The organism is Glaciecola sp. HA4-3 (assembly GCF_055693685.1).
The window spans coordinates 1,727,715-1,753,786 of record NZ_CM146340.1; the positions used below are offsets into that span (position 1 = coordinate 1,727,715).

Sequence of the window (26,072 nt, forward strand, 5' to 3'; positions counted from 1 at the left end):
ATGGCGTTAACAAGAGATCAAATCGCAATGAGAGTAGCCCAAGAATTTCAAGATGGGAACTATGTAAATTTGGGTATTGGGATTCCCACTTTAGCTGCTAATTATGTACCAGATGACATTGAGGTAATGTTGCAATCTGAGAATGGATTACTTGGTATGGGGGCTTACCCCACTGAAGAACAAGTTGATGCAGATATGATTAATGCAGGCAAAGAGACCGTAACCGCTATTCAAGGAGCATCCATTTTCAATTCTGCTGAGAGCTTTGCGATGATTAGAGGCGGACATGTGGACTTTACCGTATTAGGTGCATTTGAGGTGGATGTTAACGGTAATATAGCCTCATGGATGATTCCTAGTAAGTTGATTAAAGGTATGGGAGGCGCAATGGATTTAGTTGCCGGCGCTAAGAATATTATAGTTACTATGACGCATGCTGATAAATATGGTAAATCAAAACTATTATCCGCTTGCACCTTGCCTCTTACGGGGGTTAATTGTATTACGCGGATTATTACAGACTTAGCGGTATTAGAAGTCGCTGATGGTGCATTTCATTTAAAAGAAAGAGCACCTTGGCGTGAGTATTGAAGAGATACAATCTAAAACGGCAGGCAAACTGCTTGTATCAGGTGATATTCCCGAAATGCAGTTTTAATAAATGAACTGACTCTAGGTAATTAGCTCAACTACCGTTATAATGCGCCCTTAACTAAATAAGGGCGCATATTCTTGAAATTTACCGATCTTGCACTTGATAGCCGCATTGTTAAAAACCTAAATAACAAGCAGCTTGATTCATTAACAGAAGTTCAAAAGCACGCCATCCCGTATGCCATGCTAGGCAAAGATATATTAGCCGCTTCTAAAACAGGTTCAGGTAAAACACTCGCATTTGTCGTTCCTGCTGTTAATCGTTTATTAACGCAAAAATCATTTTCTAAATCAGACCCAAGAGCTTTGATCTTGGCTCCAACACGTGAATTAGCAAAACAAGTCTTTGGCGTAGTCAAAGATACAATTGTTCAAACTCATCTTAAAGCTTCTTTAGTGGTAGGTGGTGAAAACTATAATGACCAAGCAAAATCATTGCGTAACCGTCCGCATATCATTGTGGCAACAGCAGGACGAATAGATGATCATTTACGCGATAGACACTTGTTTTTAAATGGTCTTGAATTTTTAATTTTAGATGAAGCAGACCGTATGCTTGAACTTGGCTTTAGTGAGCAGCTTTCTCGTATTCATGCTCAAGCCAATCATCGTAAACGTCAAACAATGATGTTTTCAGCAACAATCGAGCAAGCACAAATTAAGCGTGTTACCAGTGAATTACTAAACTCTCCTCAAGTAATAAAAATAGACGCAGCTGAAGTACCTCATCAAGACATTAGCCAACAATTTTTCTTCAGTGATGGTGTTTCACAAAAAGACCAACAACTTTTATCTTTAATTGATATCAAAGAGCGTCAACAAGCAATAGTATTTGTGGCAACGCGCGAAGATACTGTGCGAGTTAAGGATTTTTTGTATGAACGACAATTTGATGCAGCCGCACTTCACGGCGATTTGTTACAAAATCAACGAAACCAAGTACTACAAGATTTTAGTAAAGGTAAATTTGGCGTGCTGGTGACAACTGATTTGGCCGCTAGAGGACTTGATATTCGTAACGTTGCACTTGTGATCAATTATGACCTACCCAAATTTGCTGAGGAATATATTCATCGAATTGGGAGAACGGGTAGAGCCGGCGAAAAAGGCCGCGCTTTGTCGTTAATAGGAACAAAAGACTGGGCAAGCTATATAGCAATTAAAGACAATTACTTACAATCGCATTCACTTGAAGTTGTAGGTGGTTTTGAAACAAAATTTAAAGGCCTACACAAGAAACCCACTAAAAAACCAAGTAATAAAGGGACAAAACATTCATCAAGAACCTCGGCAAAATCCAATAATATTCAAAAAACGAAACGTATAAATACGATGGACGCGATTGAAATGGAAAACATCCCAATCAAACGAAAAAAGCGTCAGATTGACCTTGATGATGACAATGAATAAATAGTAGCAAAATGTATTGAGTACTTTTAAATATTACTCAAAGTACTCAATATATTGTTTAGACTTCGCTAAGCTCTACAAGATTAAATGTAGCATTTTCATCGCCTTTCACTATGATTTGACAGCTTCCCCAATTTTTTGGAATGTGCCAAACATTATCTTCAGCTATGGTATAAATCTGGCGGCGCGCATCACACCTAACTTCGACTGTTTCAAGCTCCCCTTTCACATCAGCAAAACTAAATTTATTTCTGATTAAATGATGAAAATAATAACCAGAAGAAGTGATTTTACTATCAATATATAGGGGCTTGTCTGATGACATGTATTCATTTAAATACGTGATGGCTTTTTCTAAGCCTGTTGTCACTTTTTCAGGAGTGTCAAGTGAGTTGATTTCGTCTAAATTTCGATAAGCCTCGCCAATTTTACCTTGCTGAAGCTGCAGCACAAAACTTCGTTGATAAAGGTAATGAATATACTGATCATCAAAGGTTTTGTTTTGCTCTTCATGAAACTTTGCACTAGCAATTGTTTTTCGTATGCTTGAAAGCTCCCTTACTGGATCATTTGTTTTTTTAGCGTAATCAGCATCTAAACTCCATAACCATGCATTTTGATAACGGTTTCCATAATCTAAGCGATGAATCTCATCTAGCATATCGCTAGCTTCTTCTAACTTGTCCTCACGTAGCAGGTTGAAGGCTTCTTTATATTTCGATACGAATTTACGTGAAGCACCTCTTTGGCCATCTAAATTGAAGTCAAACCTTACTGCTGCCTTGCACTGCTGGACTGGTTTACCGTCCATTTGTGCAGGTGAAAATTTCCATTTTCTAATTGATCGTAACGCCGCCTGCTTAAATTTACGATTACCTGCAAAGTCTTCAACAATTGGATCTTCTACCCTTCCTTCCTCATTAACTACATAACTCATTGTAACCCAACCTTCCTGTCCTGCACGTGCCGCTTGGATTGGATATTTGGGATTTTCTCTAGAAATTGGCTTGGCTGACTCAAAAGTGGTCAGCAATTCAACCTCAGAAGGCGCAGAATTTTGAGCAAGTTCTTCGGCTTTTTCACAAGGAGATTCGAAAGGTTCTTGCGCATGAACTGCGCAAGACAACAACAAACTAGTACTTAAAAGACTTAATTTCCTTATAAACATATTTTTCCTCTATCCTTGATTAGTAACTGTAAATATACCTTGTTTTAATCTTATTTCAAGCTTCGCCCATGAGTGCTAGTAATGCGTGAATAGTTGACTCAGTACCTAGTTTTACACTATCAGGCGACACCTTAAATAGCGGGCTATGGTGAGATGGAATGACAATTTCACCCGCTTCTGCTTTTTTCATATCATCAAGCGAAGTGCCGCCTACTGCCCAATATACTGATGGAATATATGGATCACTGGTAAATTGAGGAAAATCTTCAGCGCCCATATGATCAGGAGCAAAAGCATTAACTGCATCCTCTCCTAACTTATCTTGCCAAACTGCACGCAAACTATTAACTAATTCATCATTATTAACTGTCGGAGGCGTGCTTTGCGTTACTTCAAACTCAGGAAGTTTGTCTTCAGGTAAACCAGCTACACGTCCCATATTCTCTGATATTCTCTTTATACCATCTAACAGAAGTTTGCGGGTTTTTTGATTGGTGTTTCTAACGGTAAGTTGCAACACTGCTCTGTCCGATATTATGTTTCCTTTTGTCCCACTATGGAATGAACCTACTGTTACCACTCCTGCCTGACGGGGACTAAGTTCACGTGAGACCAAAGTTTGCAAAGCCAATACAATTTGCGAGCCTAAAACAATAGGGTCTTTACCAGAATGTGGACTTGCACCATGTGCTCCAACACCATGAATCGTTAAATTACCACTATCTGAACCAGCATAAGGCGCGCCATTTACCACATTGATAGTGCCGACAGGTAAGCCTGCCCCAACGTGAAAGGCAAGCGCATAATCGGGTAAACCAAACGTTTCCCAAATATTAGCATCCATCATTAATTTTGCGCCCATAATACGTTCTTCTGCTGGCTGCCCGATTAACATTAATGTACCTGACCATTTATCTTTATTGGCCGACATGTAGCGTGCAGTACCTACTAAACTTGTGATATGAACATCATGTCCGCAAGCATGCATCACCGATACTTCTTTTCCAGTAATCGGTGAGATCTGCTTTGCTTTTGAAGCGTAAGCTAAGCCAGATTTTTCATTAACTGGCAAGCCATCCATATCCGCCCTCATCATAACCGTTGGCCCCTCTCCATTTTTCATGATGGCAACGATACCAGTTGGCGCAAACCCATCCACTTCAAGCCCTACATTTTGCGTGACCTCAAAACCTGCATCATTGAGCTCTTTGGCTAGCCTAGCGGCGGTTTTTGTCTCAACAAGTGATAGCTCTGGATGTTGATGAAAATGAATAAATAAGTCTTTTAAGTGAAGCTCATAATCAGCATTTACAGATGATGTAATATCTTGTTCTTGTGCCATTGTCGCATTTTGCAAAAAGACAATTGCCAATACAGCTAATAAGAATATATTTTTCATCGAGAATCCTTCATTTAATTATGGTGGGCTTGTCACACAAAATCATTTTGCGTTTATAATCATTATTTAAACAAGCTAAGTTAAATCAGCGATAACGCATCTTCAACATCATTTATTATATCTTCAATTCGTTCACAACCAACACTAAAGCGAACCACGCCTTGGGGAATATCATCAGTACCCCACCTTGCTCTGCGCTCAGCCATACTGTGCACACCACCAAAACTTGTCGCCTCGTATACCAGTGAACAATTGGCTAAAAACGCTTGTGCTTTATCCTTATCTTCTAGTTCAAAACTAATGATAAAACCAAAATTTGATTGTTGTTTTTTTGCTACTTCATGACTTGGATCTGACACTAAGCCTGGAAAACGAATTGAATAGACCTTTGGGTGGTCCTTGAACCTTTCTGCGAGAGTTTGGGCGTTTTTACACATGCGCTCTAAGCGAACATCTAAAGTCGAAAGACTTCTATGCACTAACCACGTTTCCATTGGGTAAGGAATGTTGCCTGAAAATTTTCGCCAATGTCGTATTTTTTCACTTATCGCACTATCACGACATGAAGTATGCCCAAATAAGACATCACTGTGTCCATTGACCGCTTTTGTATCTGCGCTCATTGAAATATCTGCACCCAGACTAAGTGGTTGTTGCCCTAAGAATGTTAGAGTCGTATTGTCAATAGCAAGCAGCCCACCATTTTTGTGTAGTTTATTTGCCGCCAATGCAATATCAAACGTTTCTAACATAGGATTACTAGGCGTTTCTAAAAGCGCTAGGTTTATGTTTTTAAAATCAAAGCTATCTATTTGAGAACTTGCGATAGTTTGTAAATGAACACCAAATTTGACTAAATATTCTTGCGCATAGGTTCTGACTGGCGCATATCCATCGCTTGGCAAAAGTAAGGTATCGCCTGGCGAAAGTAGCGCAGTAAGGATTGCTGCTGCGGCCGACATGCCTGAAGGGAAAACAACACTATCGCCACCTTCTAATTCACGCAAAGCAGTTTCAAGGTAGGTCCATGAACGCTGACCAAACCGTCCATATTGATTCGCTTGAGGGTCGACATCACCAACTAAATGGTAGGTGCTAGCGAACTCTGGGCCCGCTCTAAATGCTTGACCTTGGCTTGGAGACGGTGCACCAGCGTTAACGCTTAATGTCGCTAAAGAGGGCTTGCGTTTCATTTGGCGTTATTTGAAATTGAATAAAAAAACACGAAAGCGTCTAATATTCCCACCAAGCTTCTTGCCACCACTCTAGAAACTCTTCAAAATCAATAAAACCGTCGCCATTATCGTCGATTAAATTAAAACCATCTTGAACACGACTAGCTTTCGTCTTGGGTGACAGTATAGTTAGCATTTCAATAAACTCAGCTAAGTCTATTTGCCCATTATTGTCTTTATCAAAATAATCAAATTCTTTGCGAATTTCAGCGATTTTTTCTTGACTTAACTCTGTAGTTTTTGAATTAGATTCACTCATGATTCGTCCTAAGTCGGATTAGCGACACTGCTAAAGCGTAAGCTAAAGTTTACTACCCAAGCTTGAATGATGTCTAGTTAAATGCGCTGTTTTTATCATGACAGACACGTTTTAATCACAAAAAAATCAAACATTTACTGATAAGTTATACTTTGGTCAAATTTTACGAGTGTTTTGAATTCTTTGCCAAAGCTCGTGCACTTTGTGCATTTGCTTTTTGAGCGCGTTTTTCTAACATAATATCCCTAGCTTGTGTACCGACATGCTCTTGAGACCGCAATTTCGCTAAACTAACCTGTTTCTCTCGCTCTCTAAATCGTGATAGTTGTTCATCTGAATGCTTCCCAAAACAATGAGGACATGTAACGCCGGCTTCATACTTGTCACTTTGTTTGTCTTCTTGCGTAATAGGCAAACGGCAACCATAACATTGATCGTAGATGCTTTTTTCTAAGTCATGATTAACAGCAACCCTATTATCAAATACAAAACAATCCCCCTCCCAAAGAGACTCTTCTTGAGGCACCTCTTCTAGATATTTTAATATCCCTCCTTCAAGATGATAAACCTCATCAAAGCCCTGCTCTTTTAAATACGCAGTAGATTTTTCGCAGCGAATACCTCCTGTGCAAAACATAGCGACTTTTTTATGTTTGTTTTTATCTAGATTGTCAGCAACATATTGCGGAAATTCACTGAAAGATTCAGTATTTGGATTAATTGCGTTTTTAAAGGTGCCTATTTCTATCTCGTAATCGTTTCTGGTATCAATTACGGTGACCTGAGGGTCAGAAATCAAATCATTCCAATTTTCAGCAGATACATAAGTGCCGACTGTTTGGGTAGGGTCGATACCATCAACTCCCATTGTAACGATCTCTTTTTTTAACTTCACTTTAGTGCGATAAAATGGTTGTTCGTCATGCCATGACAATTTAAAAGAGATTGGGCTGATTCTATCGTCTTGATTAAGATAGTTTAGTAATGCGTTAATACTACTTTCACTGCCTGAAACAGTTCCATTTAGTCCTTCTTGCGCCAATAAAATAGTACCTTTTATCTTTTTGGCTTCCATGAACGAGCGAAGCGACTCGCGTTTGTCTTGATAGTCACTAAGCGTGACAAACTTATACAGTGCACATACTAAAAACTGACTCATTGAATTTCCTTTGCTAAGTTGGAACGTAAAACCAATGCAAAATTGCGCCGCGCAGACTATCATAAATTGTTGATTATCTACACCAAGACTTTAGCTTATATAAGAAAATTTCTTGCGGCTTCAACCGTATCGTAAAAATCCATATTTTCTTGTGTATCCATCTTAAGCATATCAATGTCGCTTTGCCTGCAGGTTTGTTGGGCATGATAAGCCATATTATCGAGCACTTCGTCGTTTATATTGATAGGATGTGACGCATGGAATAAAGGGCTTGGGTAGGCGGAATTCACCCACATTAGAAACTGTTGAACATTGTCACTCTTTGAGATTCCATTTGATATTCTGTTGATATTCACATAATCATGATTTCTAGCGTACAAAGCAGCACATGGAGCTTTTGGCAACGCTGGTGTGTCAATGCTTTGTTGATCTGTTAATTCATTATTCTCGACAGTAGGTAAAAGTTGATCATTAAACAGCGATAGAATGAGATGAAAATCAGCTCTGCTTTCAGAACCTTGTTCAATACTGGTGTTAATATCTTTGTTAATATTTATGCAATGAGCGGCCGATAACATTTATTGAATAACTTTTGTTCACTTAGGTTTATATTTTGATATCGACCGATACAAACAAATACTCAATCATTGTTCGAAAACGACATAATCAATGCTCAAAAATAGGAGCCATTTTGTCTAATTGCCGTAAACAACCAAACGTTGGTCTTAAATGAAATCTATCGATTACACCAATAAGAAGTGCTTAATAGTAGAAGATAGACGACCATTTTTAATGCTTTTGAAAGGGCTGCTAACTAGCCTTGGGGCAACAAAAATAACAACTGAGCTATCAGCTGAGTCAGCTTTAAAAGCTTGTAAGGCAGCAAAATATGACATTATCGTTTGCGACCTTCATCTTGGTAGTAAACGCAAAAATGGCTTTGAATTCCTCGAAGAAATCAGAAAATTGCATCTTGTTAGGCCATCTACTGTTTTTATAATGATAAGTGGCGATAGTGCACGCTCAATGGTTCTGGGATCGATTGAAAAGCAGCCTGATGATTATTTAGTAAAACCCTTCTCACAAGCTCAACTGAACTCCCGTATTACAAAAGCAAGCCTCAGACGCTCAACCTTGTCGGCTTTATACAGTCAAATAGATCATGATAAATATTCGCTGAGCATCGAGACATGTAAACATTTTATAGAAACTGAGCCCCGATACACTAATCATCTTATGCAACTTTTAGTCGAGCTATATTGGAAAATAGAGGACTATGAGGCAGCCCAAGATTTACTGGAAAAGGTCTTAAAGAAAAGAGAGCTATTATGGGCATTGTGCTCAATGGCTCAGACCAAAATTTACCTAGCGCAATATGAACAGGCAATTGAGCTAGCCAAAAAAGCAATAGACAACTCTGTAAATAATGTTGTTGCATATGACATAATTGCGCAGGCCTACCTTAATTTTAACAAGAAACCTGAAGCACTCAAATATATCCAAGAAGCTTTACAGCTGTCGCCGCTATCGATTGAACGCCATTTTAAAGTCTGTGAAATCGCGCGAGAAAATAAAGACTATGAGCTTGCAATGACCAGCGCAAAATCAATTTACGATTTGTCACAACGCTCTGTACATAAAAATATAAACCATATGTGCGGTTATATAAGAAGTGTATTAGATGCTGCGCAACATAGTGATACATCTTCACGGCGAAACAAATTTCTCCAAGAGTCTGCCATTGTTATGCAACGAGTGAAGGTAGACGAAATATCCAAGATACAACCTGACGATTTTGACTTTGACATCTTTGAAAATATTGTCAACGCACGGATGCTCCAGATTGAAGGCAAAACCAATGAATCAAAAAAAGCACTGGAGGAAAGCCAAATAGAAATCGAACGCACATTTAGCGAATATCCAGTTGCTTTGGCGGCCGATAGTATGAAGCTAATGTTAGATCTTGGCGATTTTGAAGAGGCAAGTAAACTGAGCAAGGTTATAAAAGAAAACCCCGAAAAAGTTGACCCTTCTATTTTGTATTTAATCGAAAACGAAGGTGATCATATTAAACACACAAGACGCAACTTTATTAGAAAAAATAAAGAAGGCATCGAACTGTATAGCTCTGGTAATTTTTCAAAGGCCTATGAAGCATTTGTTGAAGCGAAACAGGTTTGCCCGCTTAATATTGGGGTGTGCCTTAATTTGTTGCAATGTTTAGCAAAACTAATTAGCCAAGTGGACAAGCCCGAGGGCAAGCATATCATTGAAGCCCGAGACTTATACCGTTTTATTAAAAGTATGCCGTTAAAGCAAGTCCACAAAGCTAAATTCGGCAAAATGAGAGAAGATATTGAAGCGGCAATCAATTAAATAATACAGTTGAAAACAAAATGTAAATTTACAACACTATTATTTTGAGCACCGAAATCAACTCATCAACCAGTTAAAATATACCTAAAAATTAAACCTAAGTATTAACAGGTACTTAGAGTTGAAAAAATGACATTCTGGTGGACCAGTTCAACTAAAAAATAATTGTACGCATTAATCTACAGAACTGTAAACTTATATTTACAAAAATAAAAGTTATATCTATTTGTATTTATTGGTTTTTTCCAGAAGTAAACACTAGCAACATCACTGAAAGTAATTTTGTATCATTTCACAAATGTATATCCTTCTCTAAAAACACTTTTACGTATTATTTTACATAAGTTATGGTAGCGAAGTTCGATTGTATTTTTTTCGAACAAATTATCCTAAAAAAACTTATATAAAATAAATAGGAATTCACAACATGAAAACAAAACAAAATAAGCTAAGCACTAGCTTAAGCTTACTCACGCTTTCTATTGCAATGAGTACAGCATCTGCTGCATCCATTAATTCAATGGCAAGTCCAAAAGCAAAAGGTCTTGGCCTAGCACTTGAGGCCCCTACGACTAGTGATCCATTAGCACCGGTAGAGGTGGTATCAACAGACCGAGGAAGTGAAAGACTTACGTATAGCTTTTCTCGTTTTGAACGTAATAAGCGCAAACGTTATATAGTTACTTTTAAAGAAACAAAAGAAAGTGATGTTAGCGATACAGAGATGTTTGGCTCTTCATCAAACTCGTTTGCTGCACCTGTAGTAGCAATAGAAATGAGCGAGCCATAGTCAATGGCAAGCTAAATGAAAATGCAGCTGCTCGTATTATTACAAACGCTGGTGGTCAACGCATAAAATCGATGAATAAACACCGCATGATGGTGGTGAATATGAATCAAAATACCGCCCTTAAATTAGAACGAGATCCTAACGTAGAAAGTATTTCGATTGATGAACGCAGAACCTTATTGGCTGAATCAACGCCTTACGGCATTAGTATGGTTCAGGCCCCATTGTTGGGTCAAAGCAACGAATCTGCTCGTAAAGTGTGCGTAATCGACACTGGATATAATTTAGGACACCCTGATCTACCTGATCAAAACGATGGTGTTACCGGTCAAGGAAACAGCAGCCAAACGTCTAATTGGTTTTCAGATGGTAATGGTCATGGAACACATGTTGCCGGCACGATTGCAGCACTTGATAATACTATTGGTGTAATTGGCGTTTATCCTGATGTTGATTTACACATAGTAAAAATTTTTGATGATAACGGCCAGTGGACCTTTTCTTCTGACATTATCACTGCAATTGGTCAGTGCCAAAGCGCTGGGGCTAATGTTGTTAACATGAGTTTGGGCGGCGGCGGTTCATCTACTGCTGAGCGCAATGCAATGCAAAGCTTTGTCGATGACGGTATGATGTTAATCGCAGCGGCGGGTAATTCAGGAAACAGTAGCAAATCTTACCCTGCATCATATCCTGCAGTTGTCTCGGTAGCGGCAGTAGATTCAGCTGAGCGACGTGCTTCATATTCACAATACAACGACCAAGTTGAAATTGCAGGACCTGGTTCAGCAGTTAGCTCTACATGGCCGGTAAACACGTATAATTCAATTAGTGGTACATCGATGGCAACTCCACACGTTGCTGGCGTTGCGGCATTAGTATGGAGTTTCTTCCCGCAATGTTCAAATGAAGAAATCAGAACTGTATTAAATGAAACAGCTAAAGACAAAGGTTCTGCTGGTCGTGATAATTTATACGGACACGGCATTGTTCAAGCTCGCGATGCATATGATTATATTGATTCATTTGGCTGTGATGGCAACTCAAACCCAGGTGGTGGTGTTACTCCTGTTGATGGCCAAATCAACAATATTGCCGAAAGTCGTGGTGACTGGAGACGTTACACTTGGAATGTGCCTGCAGGTGTTTCGACACTTACGGTAAGAATTTCAGGTGGTCGTGGTGATGCTGATTTATATATGAAATTGGGTTCTGAACCACAAACTAATAGTTATGACTGTCGTCCATATAGAAACGGTAATAGCGAAGTATGTACGTTTAACAACCCACAAAGTGGTGAGTGGAATATTGGTATCCGTGCTTACTCTACGTTTAGTGGCGTAACAATGAACTACAGCTACGAGTAAATAGCTGCAAAAAGTCATGCGAGTTGAGTAAGCTTTGCTCAACTCGCATTTTTATTGTTGTAAACTCACCACATCATCACGTAATTCACTAATTTCACCTTTTAATTTATCAAGCTGTTTATCACTGGCCATGGACAGTAAGCCCAACATATAGTCAGTGCTAGCCTGAACATTTTCATCAGATGCGGCTAAAAATGCATCACTTCTATAGGCTTCAGGGTTAACAATTAACGCCAGCATCTCTTGTTCAAATTGTGCATCTTTTACTTCGCGATACGCAACGTCTTTAAGTGCTGCTTGATAATTTTCTTTGTACTCAATCCAATATGTGCGTGTTGATCTGAATCGCTCATTAAACCCACTAATGAAGACTTTTTGATCATTACTCAAACGTCCCATCCAACGCCGTATATTCTTTTCATTTCTTTTTATCCAATTTTTAAGGCGTTTTTGAGTAGTTTGTTCGGCACGCTCTGCCATTTCTTCTTTATCTTTCTCATTTTCTTTCGCTAGGGCCGCAAAAAAATAATCATATTGCTCATCGGACAAGGTTTTTGCCAGCTTGACGATATCGTTGGCAACATGTGCCCTTACCCTTTCATAATGCCCTCTGGCTTTTTCTCGATGGTAGTCAATTCGAGCTTCATCCATTTGCTTTGCTTCAATTTCACTGATAATTTCATTTAACTGTAGCTCATATTTAGGTAATTCTTCGGCTTTGTGCCATGCCAACCATCTAGTTAGCATCTCGTCGAACAATTCTTCTTGCTCGTCATTAAGCTCTACATAATCATCTAAATACCAGTAAACAAGCCAATTTGCATTATTATAAGCAAAACGAGTTGAGCACCCTGTTAACAAAAGCACAGCAAGCACAATTATAATTTTTTTCATGCAATTGTTTTCCTTATAAAACGATATAATATACATACGACAACAACGAGCATAAAGGTTTCAAATGTCCATAAAGAAAATTGGTGTTATTACCTCTGGTGGAGATGCAGCCGGCATGAATGCGTGTATTCGAGCCTTATGTATTAGCGCTCAATCACAGCAGATTGAAGTACTAGGCTTTCGTTCTGGTTTTATTGGCGTACTCAACAAAGACTACATTCAATTAAATACGGATATTGTCCATAATTTAATTCAACGTGGCGGTACGATTTTACATAGTGCTAGGTGTATGAAATTTCATGAAGTCGAGCAACAATCTATTGCACGGGACAACTTGGATTCTCTAGATGTGCATGCATTAGTGGTGATTGGCGGAAACGGCTCACTAAAAGGCGCACTTGCACTACAAAAAATATGGAACAAACCAGTGATTGGGATTCCAGGTACTATCGATAACGATATTGCAGGAACGGACTATACTATTGGTTATCATACTGCTATTCAAACTGCTGTTGAATCATTAGACAAAATTCGTGATACCGCGGAAGCATTCGAACGTATTTTTATTGTAGATGTGATGGGTCGAGAAGCTGGTTTTATTGCGCTAAACTCAGCCATATCTAGTGGCGCTGACCATGTATTGCTGCCTGAAACATTTACCAGTGCCGCCGAGGAGCTCGTTAAAATTTTAGATAAACTCGATGAAAGAAGAAAGCACAAAGCCAACACAAGCCATATTATTGTCATGACCGAAAACTTATGGCCAGGCGGAATACATGTATTGCAAGATTCTTTACAAAGTGAAACAGGTATAGATGTTAGGGTACTTACACTTGGCCATGTTCAACGCGGAGGCTCACCGGTGTGGCAAGATAGGCTCTTAGCAACAAAACTAGGTAACTATGCCATAAGAGCGCTAATTGAAGGTAATAAAGGTGTTATGGTGGGGGTTAAAGCGGCATTACCTTGTATGATAAAACTAGAAGAAATTGAGCTTGATGATAAACGATTAAACCCCTATTCTATGAAAATGCTGGATACCTTAACGCCATTGGGGTAACACATAAAGATAAAGCCAATAAAAAAGGGCCATTAAACGGCCCCTTAGTCAATAATTAGTATTGTATATTCATTCGTTTTAACCAATGAACCCACCACCAAGCAGGGCCTACCAATAAATAGCGTAAATCTTCAAAAAATGATGGCTTTTTACCTTCAATTTTATGACCTACAAATTGTAGAACCCACATGACGACAAACAGAATAATTGAAAAAAGTAGCACTGATATTTCAAGTACAGTCAAAAAATGAATACCTGCAAAAACCGCAATAGTCAGTAAAGTCATCGCCGCTCCGATTGGGCCTGAAAGCTTGAAATAATACATTAAAGTAGGAATAGCAAGAATATGCGCCCATGAGTCACATCAAATTTTGCAATAAAATCTGGCACGGGTATCGACCATATTAATCCGATCGTTACAAAGTAAATGCTAGGCACCGCAATTGCATGAATTAAAATATTAAGCTTGTTTTGATGGCTTTGACCATAATGATTAATCAGTCTTTCTATTTCACGTTCTCTCACTGCTTTATCCTTTGTTATTTTTGTATGCACGTTCGTTTACTTAACGCAAAGTTTACAAGCTCATGTAAATTTACTCAACAAAGATTGCGTGCCAACTGTATTAGCTTTGACATCATGCTATATTAAATGTCAACTAAGCCTTTCATTTTTATCTTTATTCTATGTCAAACTACTGTGTTAACTATTCAGTTTGCGTCGCAAGCTTAAGCGAGCATTTGCTCGATGTCACAATGAAGGTGACGCTTCCTACCCAAAACAAATATCGATTATGCCTACCCGCATGGATACCAGGTAGCTATATGATCAGGGATTTCAGCCGAAACTTACATAATTTGGTGTGTGTCACACCCAATGTGAGTATCAAACAAATTGATAAACAAACGTGGGATGTAAGTATTGATAGTACGCAAAATCTTGACGAGCTTGAACTTGTATTCACTTATCAAATATATGCCAATGATTTGTCAGTGCGCAGCGCATTTATTAATGATGAATACGTTTTCTTTAATGGAACAAGTATCTTTATTTACGTTGAATCATATCAAGATATTATTCATACCGTGACAATAGATCATTCAATTTTAGGGGCGCAGTCGCAAATTGCGACTGCAATGCCTTTTAACAAAACAACAAAGCATTATCAAAGCCACGATTATTATGAACTTATCGAACACCCATTCATATTGGGTCATTTCGATAAACATAGCTTTGCTATGGATGGACATATATTTCATTTGATATTTACTGGTCATCTTGCTATCGATTTTGACCTTTTAGAGATTGACTTGCGAAAAATTATTGCCCATCATATTGCTTTATTTGGTGAATTTATGTGTCCAGAATATTGGTTTATGACCTTAGTCTGCGACAACGGTTTTGGTGGACTTGAACATAATGCTAGCACCGTTTTGCAATTCAACAGATTTGACTTGCCTTTAAAACAAGTATCATCAAAAAACACCCTCTGTGTGAATGCTAAAAACAATAAAGGATATCAACAATTTTTATCTCTTTGCAGCCATGAGCTTTTTCATACATGGCATGTAAAACGAACCAAACCAGCTTGTTTTGTGAAGCCGGATTTAAGTCAAGAGGTATATACGCCACAACTTTGGATCTATGAAGGGTTTACGTCTTTATATGATGACTTAAGTCTACTTAGAAGCGGCATTATCGACAAACAATCGTATTTACAAATATTATCAGAATCGCTTACGCGCTTACTGCGAAACCTAAGCAGACATAAGCAAAGTGTCGCCACCTCCAGTTTTGAAGCCTGTAATAAATTCTATAAGCAAGATGCAGGCTCAATCAATCATATCGTTAGTTATTATAATAAGGGCGCCATAGTAGCGCTTTGTCTAGATATTACGATTCGTCAACAGACACAAAATAACGCGAATTTAAATGACGTAATGAGATTACTTTGGGATCACTACGGCAGTCAAAACATAGGCACCCCTGATGATGTGATAAATATGCTGTGTCAGCGTTATTTACAAATTGATGTGTCTGGTTTTTTGCATATCGCTGTTAACTCACCCATGGATTTACCCTTACCTAGTTTACTGGAAAGCATTGGCCTTAATATGAATATGAGGCCCACAGACTCCATGCAAGATAAAGGCGGAAATGTAAAAACATACAGTGCCTTTGATATAGGTGCACAATTTAACATGGTCGATAAACAACTAAAGGTTGTCTCTGTTCAAAGTGCAAGAGCAGCTTCACGGGCTGGTATGCAAGTTGGCGACACTATTATTGCCCTAGATAAATTAGCCTGTGACGATAAAACATTTATGCGTCTTTTAAACACAAAAAAAGTGGGAGATAAACTTGATTTACATCTGATTAGAGATGGCAGGTTAATACAGTCTTTCTTTGAAGTGCATCCTGCCATTTGCGATACGGTGTCACTATCAATACACAGCGATGAACGTTTCAATAATTGGATTGGGGTAGAAGTGTAAGGCCCAGCTATTTTAAATTAATTAATTTGAAATAATTGCGCCTTTTCCTACGCCCTCAAACGCTCTGACCGTTAGCTTATTGTTAGATTGTTCACTGGTTTGCTCTAGTACATATTGTGCTAGGCATTCTACCGTCGAGTCATAGGCAATTACCTCACAAACTGACCTATCAATTGCCATTTCAAAGCAGCCTTGCGACGATTCGTACTGAAAACAAAGTGCATTTGCTGCATCAATTAAGCTAAAACTTAAATTTTGTGCAGCTACAATATCATCTTCACTGCCAATATAAATATCTTGCCACCTTTTGGCCCAATAAGACTCCCAGTGCGTCGACTCTTGTCCATCTTCCAAAATAATAATTTTACTACGATGTCCATGCGCAATGCGTTGGCAGTTACCATCATGCTTCTTCAAACCGTGGGTATAATGATAAAAAGGGGAATTAATGATTTCTTCTCTGAGCACAATCTCAACATCGTGAACATTTTCAGGCAAGTGTGTTGCTATGACATCTTTGACATAGGCATTAACGCTATCTTTTGTAATAGTGTCACTGTAAACAAAGGCATATGCTTCTGGGGGACAGTTCAATTGAATAGACTTAGCATGAGTTGAAGCGTTTTGTAGAAAGGTAAAGTCTACTTGCACACGACCATCAGCAGTAGCTGCATGTATTCTACTATGCTTACTATCCGCCGGTACCACTAGTTTATGGTCTATGTACTCGTCTATTAAATGTTTTAGTTGCTTTTTAACAATACCAAAATCCTGCACCATGCTTTCGTCGTTTAAACCACCATCTAATATTACATCGACGATCCAACTTTCTCCCACCATGCCTCTTTCATCGCATAGATATGAAAAGTCCATTACGGTAAGATCATTTACAAATAACTTCATTCGTCGTGTTCGCCTTTGTTACCTTTGCTAAGTTGGTCTTTTAAATTAGGCGGTAAGCCTACAATTGTCAGCGTATCTGTATGAATATCATAGTGCACCCTTTGGCCTAGAAGCTTTCGCTCAAAACTAAGACTAATTCCAGCTCCTGATCCACTATATTTATTCATCACATTTACCATCGCCTTATCGGCTTGAAACCTTGGTTCTAGTGGGATGTCTTGGTCAGCGCTATAGGCTGCAAAACTATAATCAGTCTCAGGCATTTTAGGTAAAATTTCAGCGACCTCTTTGACTCTGACATCTTCGCCTGCGCTGGCTTTATCTTTAAAGTAAGAAGCAACTGATTCTCTATGCTGATGCTTTTCGCTCGCATCAAGAGTTTGGCTTGATAAATAAGCGTCTAAATGGTGCACAAACTGTTTGTTTTGCGCTTTTATATCGACTTTTTCTTCACATCCGACAAAGTTCATAAAGAAATCAGATATCTTTCTGCCCATCCGACCTTTGATAAAACTTATGTACCTTGCGTCCTGCGGACTCACTTCCATTTGCGTCAAATCAATTCTGATTGCGATTTGCATCTTATTTGGCTCAAGAAACTCTCTTTGAGACAGCTCTAGTTGGTTATCTACTGTCACTAGCTCTTTTGAATCTAACATCGCTATCATCAAATAGTCAGTTGCCAAGTACTCATAAAGATTAAAGACAACGTAGCCTGTTTCAAGCATTTCTTCGCTTTCGATACTAGTGAGTAGTTTCTGTGCTGCGCTAACACTAAAGGCATAAAACTCATCACTATTTAAATCAACACTGTTAAGTAGATCTTTAAACTCTGGGTCGGCAGCTTCACTGAATTCTCCCACCCCTTTACTTGGCTTCGCATTGAAACTAGCGTGAAGTTGACTTGCTAGATCTTCAATAGGCTTAGATAGTTCAAATACACCTTCTTTAGGTACAAATACTAATTTGCCCTCATTCGATAGACTTATTTGATGTACGACAAACTGTTTTACGTTAGCACTCATATATGGTGTGATAGCCTTTGTTAAAAATATTGGGTAAAAAAAGAAGCATTATTGCTCGATAAATGGCCTAAACAATTCATTTTATTACAAACATTGGTAAAAAACGCCCTAGGCTTTATACTGCATATAAAATGATTTGAGTAATTGTAACTAGTTTTGTTGCAAAAATCACAGGACAAATTGATGCCTATACAATCACGCTACAGCAATGATGAATTTGAAGCGCTTATGCAGGACGTTTTCATGGTACTTGAGCGCAATAAAGCTAGTCGAGATTTATCGATAATGGTGTTAGGTAACGTCATTGGAAACATATTCAACAATCAGATTGATAGCACGCAACGCGAACAAATGGTTGACCAGTTTTGCGCAGCACTAAAGAAAAGCACGGTAAAATAGTGACATGATTTATTCGGAATCACCTCGTCGTCAACAAATCACAAAACAAGTTGCATGGGGCCATTGGTTTGCCCTTGCAAATATTTTCATGGCGATTGTTATTTCATCTGTATATTTGTTTTCGACACCGATAGCTGATACTCCAATTAGCTTTGTCTATTTGCTGACTACTTGGGTTGGTCATACTAGTTTTATTACCTTTATTGGGTTTGTAATACTTGTTTTACCATTGTGTTACAAACTTACTAATATTAAAGCCTTACGCGCAACCAGCTCAATTATCGCAGCAATTGGTTTAGCCTTGTTGGCGTTTGACGCGCTTTTATATAATAACACGGGCTTTCATTTAACGTTTAGTTCAGCAGAGTTGCTACGCAGTGAAGCCAAAGGCCAAATGGGCGCCTTTACATGGTTACAATGGTTTTACCTAAGCTTATTGTTTGTGATTTGGTTAATGTTTCAATTAATCATCGCAAACGCGATTTTTAAACGACTTGAGCGCTTAGAAAAATTAAGTGTTGGCCCTTATATAATTGTTAGCTTTGTTGTGTGCTTTATTAGTAGTCATGCGATTCACGTTTGGGCAGATGCTCGGCTTTACACGCCAGTACTCAAGCAAGACAATATGTTTCCTTTATCCTATCCTGCAACCGCAAAGACACTAATGGCAAGATACGGCTTACTAGATCTTGAAAGTCGCCAGCAACGAGAAGAGCTTCAATACAATAGTGATACCAATCGCTTTAACTATCCTCCCCAAGCGGTTTATTGTAGCGTTGATGCTGCCAAAAAAGTGATTGTTCTAGTTAATAATGGTACCAGCAAACAAGCTTCCTTTGCCGGGCTATACGCTAATCAGTATCATTTAAATTTACACAACGACCCGGAACAATTATTGCGTCAACTTGAATATGGCATCCCAAGTAATCTAGTCAATATGACTAATTCACCATCAGTATTAAAAGAGCTCTTAGCAGCATTTGATGTCGATACAGTTACTTATATTCATCAACCAACACAAGAAGACGAACTAGCGATTTCGAGTCTTTTTGAAGTATTTATTGATCAAGCTAGCAATGCATCAACTGGCTTGTTTATGGCTAGTTTAAGTGAGCAAGAATTTGCCCTTTTAGACACACAAACACTCGCAAGTTCGGCAAAGGTCATGCTCATTAATCAATTTGAACAAGATGAACATCCCAAGCTACATATGAATGTAGTCAGCAATATTAATGTGTCAACAAACGAAGATATTGCACCAACCATCTTGCACGAATTTGCCTGCAATGCTGATGTTAAGCGTTACTCCACTGGACAAGCACTACAAGTGGGCAAGCGTGATTGGCTTGTCACCACACAAGCAAACAATATAGTTGTATTTAAGTATCCCTTACTTACAGTTGTTGCAAAAGACGGAAGCCATGAAGTAATAGACGTAAGTAATAATGCAAAAATATTGATGGATATTGATACAAACTTACTAAGCCGTTCAATTAAACACTTACAAGATTTTAGCCAATAGACTCTGGGCGCGCTATCAAACAGTGCCGCCTAGTTTAATTTCAAACGGTAACACCACACTGTTGTTACTTCCAGCTAGAAGCAAGTCAGCAGCCTGCTTTCCCTTTTCTACACTAGATTGGCAAATAGTAGATAAACAAGGAGTGACTCTGTCCACTTCCTCTATGCCGTCAAAGCCAGTAATTTTTAAATCATTAGGTACTGACATACCTAATGATTGAGCATAGTGAAGTACTTCAATCGCTATTAAATCACTCATACACAATATGACATTAGGCTTAATATCTGAAGATAAGATATCGACCGCGGCTTTTTTAGCATATTTGTGTTTGTTTTCAGGCGCGTGCCATAACAAATCTCCGTTCATGGGCAGGCCAGCTTCTTTGAGTGCTTTATTATATCCCTCAAGTCTTCTATGCGTGATGCTTTGTTGTTCGTTTAAAGATACTGGCGAATATACTTTGCATACTTCAGAGGCATCAATTAAACGCAGTCCAATTATGGCAACTCTATCGTGGGCAGTTACCGCAAGTTTTGCGATTTGATATGCAGCTTGCATATTGTCGATATTAACCGAAGGATAATCGCTCAAATTAAAGTCGACCGTCACCACTGGCTTAGCTTGAGATGAAATTTGGTCAATTAATTTGTGGTTACTTGGCGCACCATAACATATAAAACCATCAACAAAATCGACGATATCTCTAATAGAATCTGAATCACCTGAATAAAGCAGAAGCTGTTTCTTTTGAGGCTTAAGCACATTTGCCACACCTTGAATAAAACTACTTGCCACAGGGTCTGTCACGACATATTCAATGCTATCGGCCAAAATTAAGGCAATAATACCGGACGTCCCCTTGCGTAGGATTTGTGCAGCTTTATTGGGCCCATCATAACCAAGGTCTAAACAGGCTTTTAAAATTGTGTCGCGTTTGTGACTTGATAGTTGATCGGGTCGATTAAACGCATTAGAAATTGTCGCAGTTGATGTACCAAGTTGTTTTGCTACGTCTTTGAGGGTTAAGTTCTTTTTTTTATCTCGCGACATCTAAGTGACGTTCCTAAATACAAGTGAACCGATAGTGTACCTAAAAACTTGCGTTTATTCTTTGCTTAAATAAGACTCAAATATTGAAGAAAAGTCTTTTGCGCCATTACCGTTTAAGCCATGTAATTGATAAAGCGATTTCGCCAAAGCCCCCATTGGGGTAACAGAGCGAGTGTTGGCGGCGGTATCCATTGCAAGCCCCAAATCTTTATTCATTAAATCCACCATAAAACCACCTGAATAATTATTGGAAGAAGGCACGCCCTCCATAACGCCGGGTACTGGGTTATATTTTTCTAGGGTCCAGTTATTACCTGAGCTTTGTTGCATTATTTGTGACATAGTCTTTGGATCTAGACCATTATCTATCGCCATTTTTAATGCCTCTGACGTACCTGCCATTAATACGGCCAATAACATGTTATTACAAATTTTAGCGACTTGCCCTGCGCCTACATCGCCAGCATGAAAACAGTGTTGTCCCATTTGCTTAAGTACAACTGATGCCTCTTGAACATCTTCTGAATCTCCACCGATAATAAACGTAAGTGTACCTGCACTCGCCCCTGCCACACCGCCAGAAACTGGCGCATCGATAAAACGGTGACCATACTGATTAGCTTGTGCACTTAATTCTTTGGCTTTACTTGATTCAATAGTGCTGCAATCAATCAACAAAGTGTTACTAGCAACACTAGGGAGTATTTCCTGATAAAGACTCTCGACATGCTTTCCTGCGGGTAGCATAGTGATAACGATTTGGGCATCTTTTACCGCTGCTGTAGCGTTAGAGGCTGATCTTGCTCCTTGTTGGACCAAGGCATTTACATTATCGGGTAGCAAGTCAAACACACAAACTTTATTGCCAGCTTTAAGCAAATTAGCAGCCATACCCGCGCCCATATTTCCTAAACCAAAAAATGCAATGTTATACATGATGTTCTCCAAATTCTTCGACTAGATCTTGCAAGGGATTATGACTATTATCCAAACGCGTAAAATGTTTATCTATAATGTCCTGTGGCACATTATGAACGTTATCAAACATCCACTTTGGCGAATTATCTTTGTCAATCAAAAGCGCTCTTACACCCTCTTGAAACTCACCCAATACACTGCACTGATATGCCATACTTAATTCCATAGCAAAGCATTGTGACAAACTTTTTGACTTTGCGCTGCGTAACTGTGTCATTACTAAATTGGCGGTAATTGGACTACCATGTTTAAATGCAGAACAAGCTTTGACTACTATTTTATTCTCACTGTACTTAGCTAATAAGCTTTCAAACCAAGCACTAATTTGCTCAAGTGACTCTAAGGAATCCAAGCTTGCAATATCATCGCTTAGCACAGCAAGATTGCCCTGTTGTTCCGAACTTATTTGTAAATTTTTAGTCGCAAATGTCTGGCTTGTTTGTTTGATTATTTGATGATTTATTTCGGGTAAAGCAGCTAACATAGCAATATAAGATGTTTTTTTCTCATGATCGATTTTTACATCTGCCAAACCAATATCGATACAATCCTGCGCATTAATGCTTGCTGCACTTAAGCCTAAAAATTTTCCAACGCCCGGTGGCATTTGATTTAAAAAATAACTTGCACCAACATCAGGGAACAAGCCAATAGTGATTTCTGGCATCGCTACACGGGCAGTTTGTGTTACCACTTTTGTGCTAGCGCCAGCAAACACGCCCAAGCCTCCGCCCATAATAATACCATGGCCCCAACATACAATTGGTTTTGGATAAACGTGGATAGCGTAGTCTAATCGATATTCTTGCTCAAAAAATTCTGCCAAAAAAGGAGGAAGTGTTTGCTCTTTTTCACTTTCCATCGCTTTGTACATTGACACAATATCACCACCTGCGCAAAACGCTTTATCACCTGATGCATCCATAAATACAGCCAGAATGCTATCGTCATTGCGCCAATCATTAAGTTGTCGTTGAATGATTTTCACCATATCTAAATCTAAAGCATTGAGTGCTTTAGGTTTGTTAAGACTAATATGGCCAATAGACTTACCCGATATATGCTCAATCAGGCCTGTGATAACCTTTTGTTCAGACATTATAAAACCTCAGTCATATCCGATAAAAGACGTCGAGCGATAATAACGCGCATTATCTCGTTAGTGCCTTCTAGGATTTGATGAACACGAACATCCCTAACATGTCGCTCTAGTGGATACTCTTTAATATATCCATAACCACCATGGATTTGTAATGCCTCGTTACAGACTTGAAAGCCTACATCAGTGGCAAAGCGCTTAGCCATTGCGCAATAGGTAGTGCGGTCGGGATGCTTGTTATCGACCTTACTTGCGGCGAGTCTTACAAGATGCCTAGCTGCAACAAGCTCCGTTGCCATATCAGCTAATTTAAATTGCAGTGCCTGAAAACTCGCAAGTGGCTTTCCAAATTGTGCACGCTCTTGCATATAAGCGTTTGCCGTATTTAAAGCTTGCTGTGCGGTTCCAATTGAACATGTTGCAATGTTAATGCGGCCACCATCTAAGCCTTGCATTGCGAATTTAAAACCTTGCCCAAGTTCCCCTAATAGGTGATCCTTCGGCACCTTCACATTATCAAAGGTCACCATTCGGGTTGGTTGAGCATTCCAGCCCATTTTTTCTTCGGCTTTACCGTAAATGATACCTTGAGCATCTGCGGGCACGACAAAGGCTGATATACCATTTGGGCCCTGCTCACCAGTTCGCGCCATCACTACCAATACTTGAGTTGAACCTGCTCCAGAAATAAAGACCTTTGATCCGTTTAATACAAAATCATCACCATCTTGTCTTGCAGACGTTTTCAGACTTCCCGCATCCGAACCATTACCTGGCTCAGTTAAGCAATAACTAGCAATACTTTGACCACTCATTAAATCAGTCATGTAGCGATCTTTTGCTGATGATGTACCCCAAGTGGCAATCATCCATGAAGCCATATTGTGAATCGTCAGCATGGCAGTAGTTGTTGTACAACCCATCGATAATTGTTCAAAAATGATTGAAGAATCCAATCGAGAAAGACCAAGCCCACCTTCCTCTTCAGGCGTGTACAAACCACAAAAACCGAGTTCGCCTGCTTTTGCAATCGTTTGACTTGGAAATATGTGTTCTTGATCCCATTTTGCAGCATGTGGAGCGAGCTCTTGTTGTGCAAACTGCCTTGCTAAATCAGTAAATGCTTGTTGATCTTCGTTTAGTTCAAAATTCATATTATCACTCTACTAAATTGGTTTGTTACTCGTGAACGCTTATGGTTTATGCTTTTATTATCTTAATTCAATAGTCATATTTGGACCGGTAACAGCTTCATCGTCAAACCATCTTGCAGTAATTGTTTTTGTTTCCGAATAAAAACGAATAGCTTGTTTACCATAAGCATGCAAATCACCATAAAAAGAATTTTTCCAACCTGTGAATGAGAAAAATGGTAATGGAACAGGAATTGGTACGTTTATCCCAACTTGACCAACTTCAACATTACTTTGATATGTTCTTGCTGCTGCACCACTTGCGGTGAAAATAGATGTCCCATTACCAAATGGGTTAGCATTGACTAATTCAATTGCTTCAGCCAAGGTGTCGACACGCATGCAACACAGGACAGGACCAAAGATTTCTTCCTTATAGATAGCCATATCAGCGGTCACATTGTTAAATACGGTTGGTCCTACCCAATTCCCTGACTCACTTCCGGCCACTGTATAGTCACTGCCATCTACTAGGCATGTCGCACCTTCTTTCTTGCCTTGCTCGATTAGTGATAAAACACGAGCTTTTGCTTGCGGTGATATAAGTGGTCCAAAACCAGCGTCTTGGTCATCCCACAAGCTAAGGTTTTACTGCTGCAATTTTCCCAGCAAGTTCTTCAACCCACTCTCCTGCTTCCCCCACAAATACTGCTACAGATATTGCCATACAACGCTGACCTGCTGCACCGACGCTTGCACCCACAAGATTATTAAGCACTTGTTCTTTATTAGCGTCAGGCATAATAACTGAGTGATTTTTAGCACCAGCAAAGCACTGAGCTCGTTTCATATTATGTGTTGCTGTGCGGTAAATGTGTTGGCCAACCGGCACGCTGCCAACAAAAGACACGGCTTTTATGTCATCATGTTCTAACAGGTAATTAACTTCGTCTTTACCGCCATGCACCACGTTCAAAACGCCTTTAGGTGCGCCTGCTTCAATAAATAGTTCAGCTAAACGCATTGGTGTATTAGGGTCTTGTTCAGATGGCTTTAACACGAATGTATTGCCACAAGCAATTGCCATTGGAAACATCCATAGCGGAATCATTGCAGGAAAGTTAAACGGCGTTATACCCAAGCAAACCCCAAGCGGTTGAATCATAGAATAAGTATCAATGTTAGTGGCAACGTTCTCAACCGTCTCACCCATCATAAGAGAAGCAACATTAGCCGCTTGCTCAACCACTTCAATACCTCTCCAAACATCGCCCTTTGCATCATCAAAGGTTTTACCTGTTTCTTTTGCAAGTATTGTCGCGATTTCATCATGATGCGTTTTTAGCAAGTGCTGATAGTTCAACATTACGCGTGCTCTTTGAGAGACTGGCACTTTACGCCATAGGTTTCAAACGCAGCTTTGGCACTAGCGATCGCACTTTCTAGTTCTTGAGTGGTAGAGATTGGTAATTTAGAAATCTGCTGGTTGTTGGCAGGATTAGTTACACTAATAAATGCATCAGAGCTAGATATTTGAAACTCACCATTGATTAGTTGGGCCACTGTATTAATAGAATTTTGGGTCATCATTGCACTCGCTTAGATTAAAGTTGATTTACCTTTACGTTAACGTCAACTATAAATCTTATCAGAGAGTTTGTAAATCAACTGTTATTAACTCTAGCGCTTAGTTAACA

The 26,072-nt window shown here is 39.1% G+C and carries 21 protein-coding genes and 3 pseudogenes; 9 read left to right on the forward strand and 15 right to left on the reverse strand.

What is annotated here, in order from left to right:
- Window positions 1-658, forward strand: a pseudogene (locus ACZ1G6_RS08215) (CoA transferase subunit B).
- Window positions 659-732: 74 nt separating this feature from the next.
- Complete coding sequence (locus tag ACZ1G6_RS08220; protein ID WP_472618835.1) at window positions 733-2,064, forward strand: DEAD/DEAH box helicase; 1,332 nt, start codon at window positions 733-735, stop codon at window positions 2,062-2,064.
- Between the two features lie 58 nt (window positions 2,065-2,122).
- Here ACZ1G6_RS08220 and ACZ1G6_RS08225 read toward each other — a convergent pair whose 3' ends face one another.
- From ACZ1G6_RS08225 to ACZ1G6_RS08250, 6 genes are all read right to left on the reverse strand, one after another.
- Window positions 2,123-3,232, reverse strand: a complete 1,110-nt coding sequence (locus ACZ1G6_RS08225; RefSeq protein ID WP_472618836.1) for an energy transducer TonB — start codon at window positions 3,230-3,232, stop codon at window positions 2,123-2,125.
- Between the two features lie 55 nt (window positions 3,233-3,287).
- A complete protein-coding gene (locus ACZ1G6_RS08230; RefSeq protein ID WP_472618837.1) occupies window positions 3,288-4,631 on the reverse strand; it encodes an amidohydrolase in 1,344 nt (447 codons plus the stop codon).
- An 80-nt stretch (window positions 4,632-4,711) separates the two neighbouring features.
- Window positions 4,712-5,824 carry a cystathionine gamma-lyase gene (locus tag ACZ1G6_RS08235; RefSeq protein ID WP_472618838.1) on the reverse strand — a complete coding sequence of 371 codons (1,113 nt, stop codon included), beginning with the start codon at window positions 5,822-5,824 and terminating at the stop codon, window positions 4,712-4,714.
- Window positions 5,825-5,864: 40 nt separating this feature from the next.
- Window positions 5,865-6,125: an EF-hand domain-containing protein gene (locus ACZ1G6_RS08240; protein ID WP_472618839.1), complete on the reverse strand. Its 261-nt coding sequence runs from the start codon at window positions 6,123-6,125 to the stop codon at window positions 5,865-5,867.
- 163 nt (window positions 6,126-6,288) lie between these two features.
- Window positions 6,289-7,284, reverse strand: a complete 996-nt coding sequence (gene trhO, locus ACZ1G6_RS08245) for an oxygen-dependent tRNA uridine(34) hydroxylase TrhO (protein WP_472618840.1) — start codon at window positions 7,282-7,284, stop codon at window positions 6,289-6,291.
- Between the two features lie 95 nt (window positions 7,285-7,379).
- Window positions 7,380-7,862 (reverse strand): VC2046/SO_2500 family protein, encoded by a 483-nt coding sequence (locus ACZ1G6_RS08250; RefSeq protein ID WP_472618841.1) that lies wholly within the window; start codon window positions 7,860-7,862, stop codon window positions 7,380-7,382.
- A 151-nt stretch (window positions 7,863-8,013) separates the two neighbouring features.
- Between ACZ1G6_RS08250 and ACZ1G6_RS08255 the strand changes: the two genes are divergently transcribed.
- From ACZ1G6_RS08255 to ACZ1G6_RS08265, 3 genes are all read left to right on the forward strand, one after another.
- Entirely contained in the window at window positions 8,014-9,660 is a 1,647-nt protein-coding gene (locus ACZ1G6_RS08255; protein ID WP_472618842.1) for a response regulator, read from the forward strand.
- Between the two features lie 427 nt (window positions 9,661-10,087).
- Complete coding sequence (locus tag ACZ1G6_RS08260) at window positions 10,088-10,450, forward strand: hypothetical protein (RefSeq protein WP_472618843.1); 363 nt, start codon at window positions 10,088-10,090, stop codon at window positions 10,448-10,450.
- A gap of 101 nt (window positions 10,451-10,551) precedes the next feature.
- Complete coding sequence (locus ACZ1G6_RS08265) at window positions 10,552-11,817, forward strand: S8 family serine peptidase (RefSeq protein ID WP_472618844.1); 1,266 nt, start codon at window positions 10,552-10,554, stop codon at window positions 11,815-11,817.
- A gap of 51 nt (window positions 11,818-11,868) precedes the next feature.
- Here the strand turns inward: ACZ1G6_RS08265 and ACZ1G6_RS08270 are convergent, their stop codons facing one another.
- Window positions 11,869-12,711 carry a DUF6279 family lipoprotein gene (locus ACZ1G6_RS08270; RefSeq protein WP_472618845.1) on the reverse strand — a complete coding sequence of 281 codons (843 nt, stop codon included), beginning with the start codon at window positions 12,709-12,711 and terminating at the stop codon, window positions 11,869-11,871.
- A gap of 64 nt (window positions 12,712-12,775) precedes the next feature.
- On the opposite strand from ACZ1G6_RS08270, the gene ACZ1G6_RS08275 reads away from it, so the two are divergent.
- Complete coding sequence (locus ACZ1G6_RS08275) at window positions 12,776-13,771, forward strand: ATP-dependent 6-phosphofructokinase (protein WP_472618846.1); 996 nt, start codon at window positions 12,776-12,778, stop codon at window positions 13,769-13,771.
- 55 nt (window positions 13,772-13,826) lie between these two features.
- Here the strand turns inward: ACZ1G6_RS08275 and ACZ1G6_RS08280 are convergent.
- A pseudogene (locus tag ACZ1G6_RS08280) lies at window positions 13,827-14,296 on the reverse strand (Mpo1 family 2-hydroxy fatty acid dioxygenase).
- A 161-nt stretch (window positions 14,297-14,457) separates the two neighbouring features.
- Here ACZ1G6_RS08280 and ACZ1G6_RS08285 point away from each other — a divergent pair.
- On the forward strand, window positions 14,458-16,266 hold the full coding sequence (locus ACZ1G6_RS08285) for a M61 family metallopeptidase (RefSeq protein WP_472618847.1): 1,809 nt from the start codon (window positions 14,458-14,460) through the stop codon (window positions 16,264-16,266).
- 21 nt (window positions 16,267-16,287) lie between these two features.
- Here ACZ1G6_RS08285 and ACZ1G6_RS08290 read toward each other — a convergent pair whose 3' ends face one another.
- Both ACZ1G6_RS08290 and yejK read right to left on the reverse strand, forming a co-directional pair.
- A complete protein-coding gene (locus tag ACZ1G6_RS08290) occupies window positions 16,288-17,169 on the reverse strand; it encodes a 6-carboxytetrahydropterin synthase (protein WP_472618848.1) in 882 nt (293 codons plus the stop codon).
- Window positions 17,166-18,194 carry a nucleoid-associated protein YejK gene (yejK, locus tag ACZ1G6_RS08295; RefSeq protein ID WP_472618849.1) on the reverse strand — a complete coding sequence of 343 codons (1,029 nt, stop codon included), beginning with the start codon at window positions 18,192-18,194 and terminating at the stop codon, window positions 17,166-17,168. Before yejK ends, ACZ1G6_RS08290 begins: the two co-directional genes overlap by 4 nt.
- Before the next feature lie 183 nt (window positions 18,195-18,377).
- Between yejK and ACZ1G6_RS08300 the strand changes: the two genes are divergently transcribed.
- Together ACZ1G6_RS08300 and ACZ1G6_RS08305 are read left to right on the forward strand one after the other, a co-directional pair.
- A complete protein-coding gene (locus tag ACZ1G6_RS08300; protein WP_472618850.1) occupies window positions 18,378-18,593 on the forward strand; it encodes a YejL family protein in 216 nt (71 codons plus the stop codon).
- 4 nt (window positions 18,594-18,597) lie between these two features.
- On the forward strand, window positions 18,598-20,115 hold the full coding sequence (locus ACZ1G6_RS08305) for a DUF3413 domain-containing protein (RefSeq protein ID WP_472618851.1): 1,518 nt from the start codon (window positions 18,598-18,600) through the stop codon (window positions 20,113-20,115).
- Window positions 20,116-20,130: 15 nt separating this feature from the next.
- Here the strand turns inward: ACZ1G6_RS08305 and ACZ1G6_RS08310 are convergent, their stop codons facing one another.
- The 5 genes and pseudogenes from ACZ1G6_RS08310 to ACZ1G6_RS08330 form a co-directional block, all read right to left on the reverse strand.
- On the reverse strand, window positions 20,131-21,165 hold the full coding sequence (locus ACZ1G6_RS08310; RefSeq protein ID WP_472618852.1) for a LacI family DNA-binding transcriptional regulator: 1,035 nt from the start codon (window positions 21,163-21,165) through the stop codon (window positions 20,131-20,133).
- Window positions 21,166-21,219: 54 nt separating this feature from the next.
- On the reverse strand, window positions 21,220-22,101 hold the full coding sequence (mmsB, locus tag ACZ1G6_RS08315; protein ID WP_472618853.1) for a 3-hydroxyisobutyrate dehydrogenase: 882 nt from the start codon (window positions 22,099-22,101) through the stop codon (window positions 21,220-21,222).
- Window positions 22,094-23,242, reverse strand: coding sequence for an enoyl-CoA hydratase/isomerase family protein (locus ACZ1G6_RS08320; RefSeq protein ID WP_472618854.1), 1,149 nt, complete (start codon window positions 23,240-23,242; stop codon window positions 22,094-22,096). Before ACZ1G6_RS08320 ends, mmsB begins: the two co-directional genes overlap by 8 nt.
- The gene (locus ACZ1G6_RS08325) at window positions 23,242-24,396 is read right to left on the reverse strand and encodes an acyl-CoA dehydrogenase family protein (protein ID WP_472618855.1); all 1,155 of its coding nucleotides are present in this window, start codon (window positions 24,394-24,396) and stop codon (window positions 23,242-23,244) included. The genes ACZ1G6_RS08320 and ACZ1G6_RS08325 overlap by 1 nt, the downstream gene beginning before the upstream one ends.
- Window positions 24,397-24,453: 57 nt before the next feature.
- Window positions 24,454-25,962: pseudogene (locus ACZ1G6_RS08330) on the reverse strand (CoA-acylating methylmalonate-semialdehyde dehydrogenase).
- Between the last annotated feature and the right edge of the window lie 110 nt (window positions 25,963-26,072).

Bases quoted from the DNA above. Each gene is read 5' to 3' on its own strand.
- ACZ1G6_RS08225 (WP_472618836.1), bottom strand. From the start codon at position 3,232: ATGTTTATAAGGAAATTAAGTCTTTTAAGTACTAGTTTGTTGTTGTCT.
- ACZ1G6_RS08230 (WP_472618837.1), bottom strand. From the start codon at position 4,631: ATGAAAAATATATTCTTATTAGCTGTATTGGCAATTGTCTTTTTGCAA.
- ACZ1G6_RS08235 (WP_472618838.1), bottom strand. From the start codon at position 5,824: ATGAAACGCAAGCCCTCTTTAGCGACATTAAGCGTTAACGCTGGTGCA.
- ACZ1G6_RS08240 (WP_472618839.1), bottom strand. From the start codon at position 6,125: ATGAGTGAATCTAATTCAAAAACTACAGAGTTAAGTCAAGAAAAAATC.
- trhO (WP_472618840.1), bottom strand. From the start codon at position 7,284: ATGAGTCAGTTTTTAGTATGTGCACTGTATAAGTTTGTCACGCTTAGT.
- ACZ1G6_RS08250 (WP_472618841.1), bottom strand. From the start codon at position 7,862: ATGTTATCGGCCGCTCATTGCATAAATATTAACAAAGATATTAACACC.
- ACZ1G6_RS08255 (WP_472618842.1), top strand. From the start codon at position 8,014: ATGAAATCTATCGATTACACCAATAAGAAGTGCTTAATAGTAGAAGAT.
- ACZ1G6_RS08260 (WP_472618843.1), top strand. From the start codon at position 10,088: ATGAAAACAAAACAAAATAAGCTAAGCACTAGCTTAAGCTTACTCACG.
- ACZ1G6_RS08265 (WP_472618844.1), top strand. From the start codon at position 10,552: ATGAATCAAAATACCGCCCTTAAATTAGAACGAGATCCTAACGTAGAA.
- ACZ1G6_RS08270 (WP_472618845.1), bottom strand. From the start codon at position 12,711: ATGAAAAAAATTATAATTGTGCTTGCTGTGCTTTTGTTAACAGGGTGC.
- ACZ1G6_RS08275 (WP_472618846.1), top strand. From the start codon at position 12,776: ATGTCCATAAAGAAAATTGGTGTTATTACCTCTGGTGGAGATGCAGCC.
- ACZ1G6_RS08285 (WP_472618847.1), top strand. From the start codon at position 14,458: ATGTCAAACTACTGTGTTAACTATTCAGTTTGCGTCGCAAGCTTAAGC.
- ACZ1G6_RS08290 (WP_472618848.1), bottom strand. From the start codon at position 17,169: ATGAAGTTATTTGTAAATGATCTTACCGTAATGGACTTTTCATATCTA.
- yejK (WP_472618849.1), bottom strand. From the start codon at position 18,194: ATGAGTGCTAACGTAAAACAGTTTGTCGTACATCAAATAAGTCTATCG.
- ACZ1G6_RS08300 (WP_472618850.1), top strand. From the start codon at position 18,378: ATGCCTATACAATCACGCTACAGCAATGATGAATTTGAAGCGCTTATG.
- ACZ1G6_RS08305 (WP_472618851.1), top strand. From the start codon at position 18,598: ATGATTTATTCGGAATCACCTCGTCGTCAACAAATCACAAAACAAGTT.
- ACZ1G6_RS08310 (WP_472618852.1), bottom strand. From the start codon at position 21,165: ATGTCGCGAGATAAAAAAAAGAACTTAACCCTCAAAGACGTAGCAAAA.
- mmsB (WP_472618853.1), bottom strand. From the start codon at position 22,101: ATGTATAACATTGCATTTTTTGGTTTAGGAAATATGGGCGCGGGTATG.
- ACZ1G6_RS08320 (WP_472618854.1), bottom strand. From the start codon at position 23,242: ATGTCTGAACAAAAGGTTATCACAGGCCTGATTGAGCATATATCGGGT.
- ACZ1G6_RS08325 (WP_472618855.1), bottom strand. From the start codon at position 24,396: ATGAATTTTGAACTAAACGAAGATCAACAAGCATTTACTGATTTAGCA.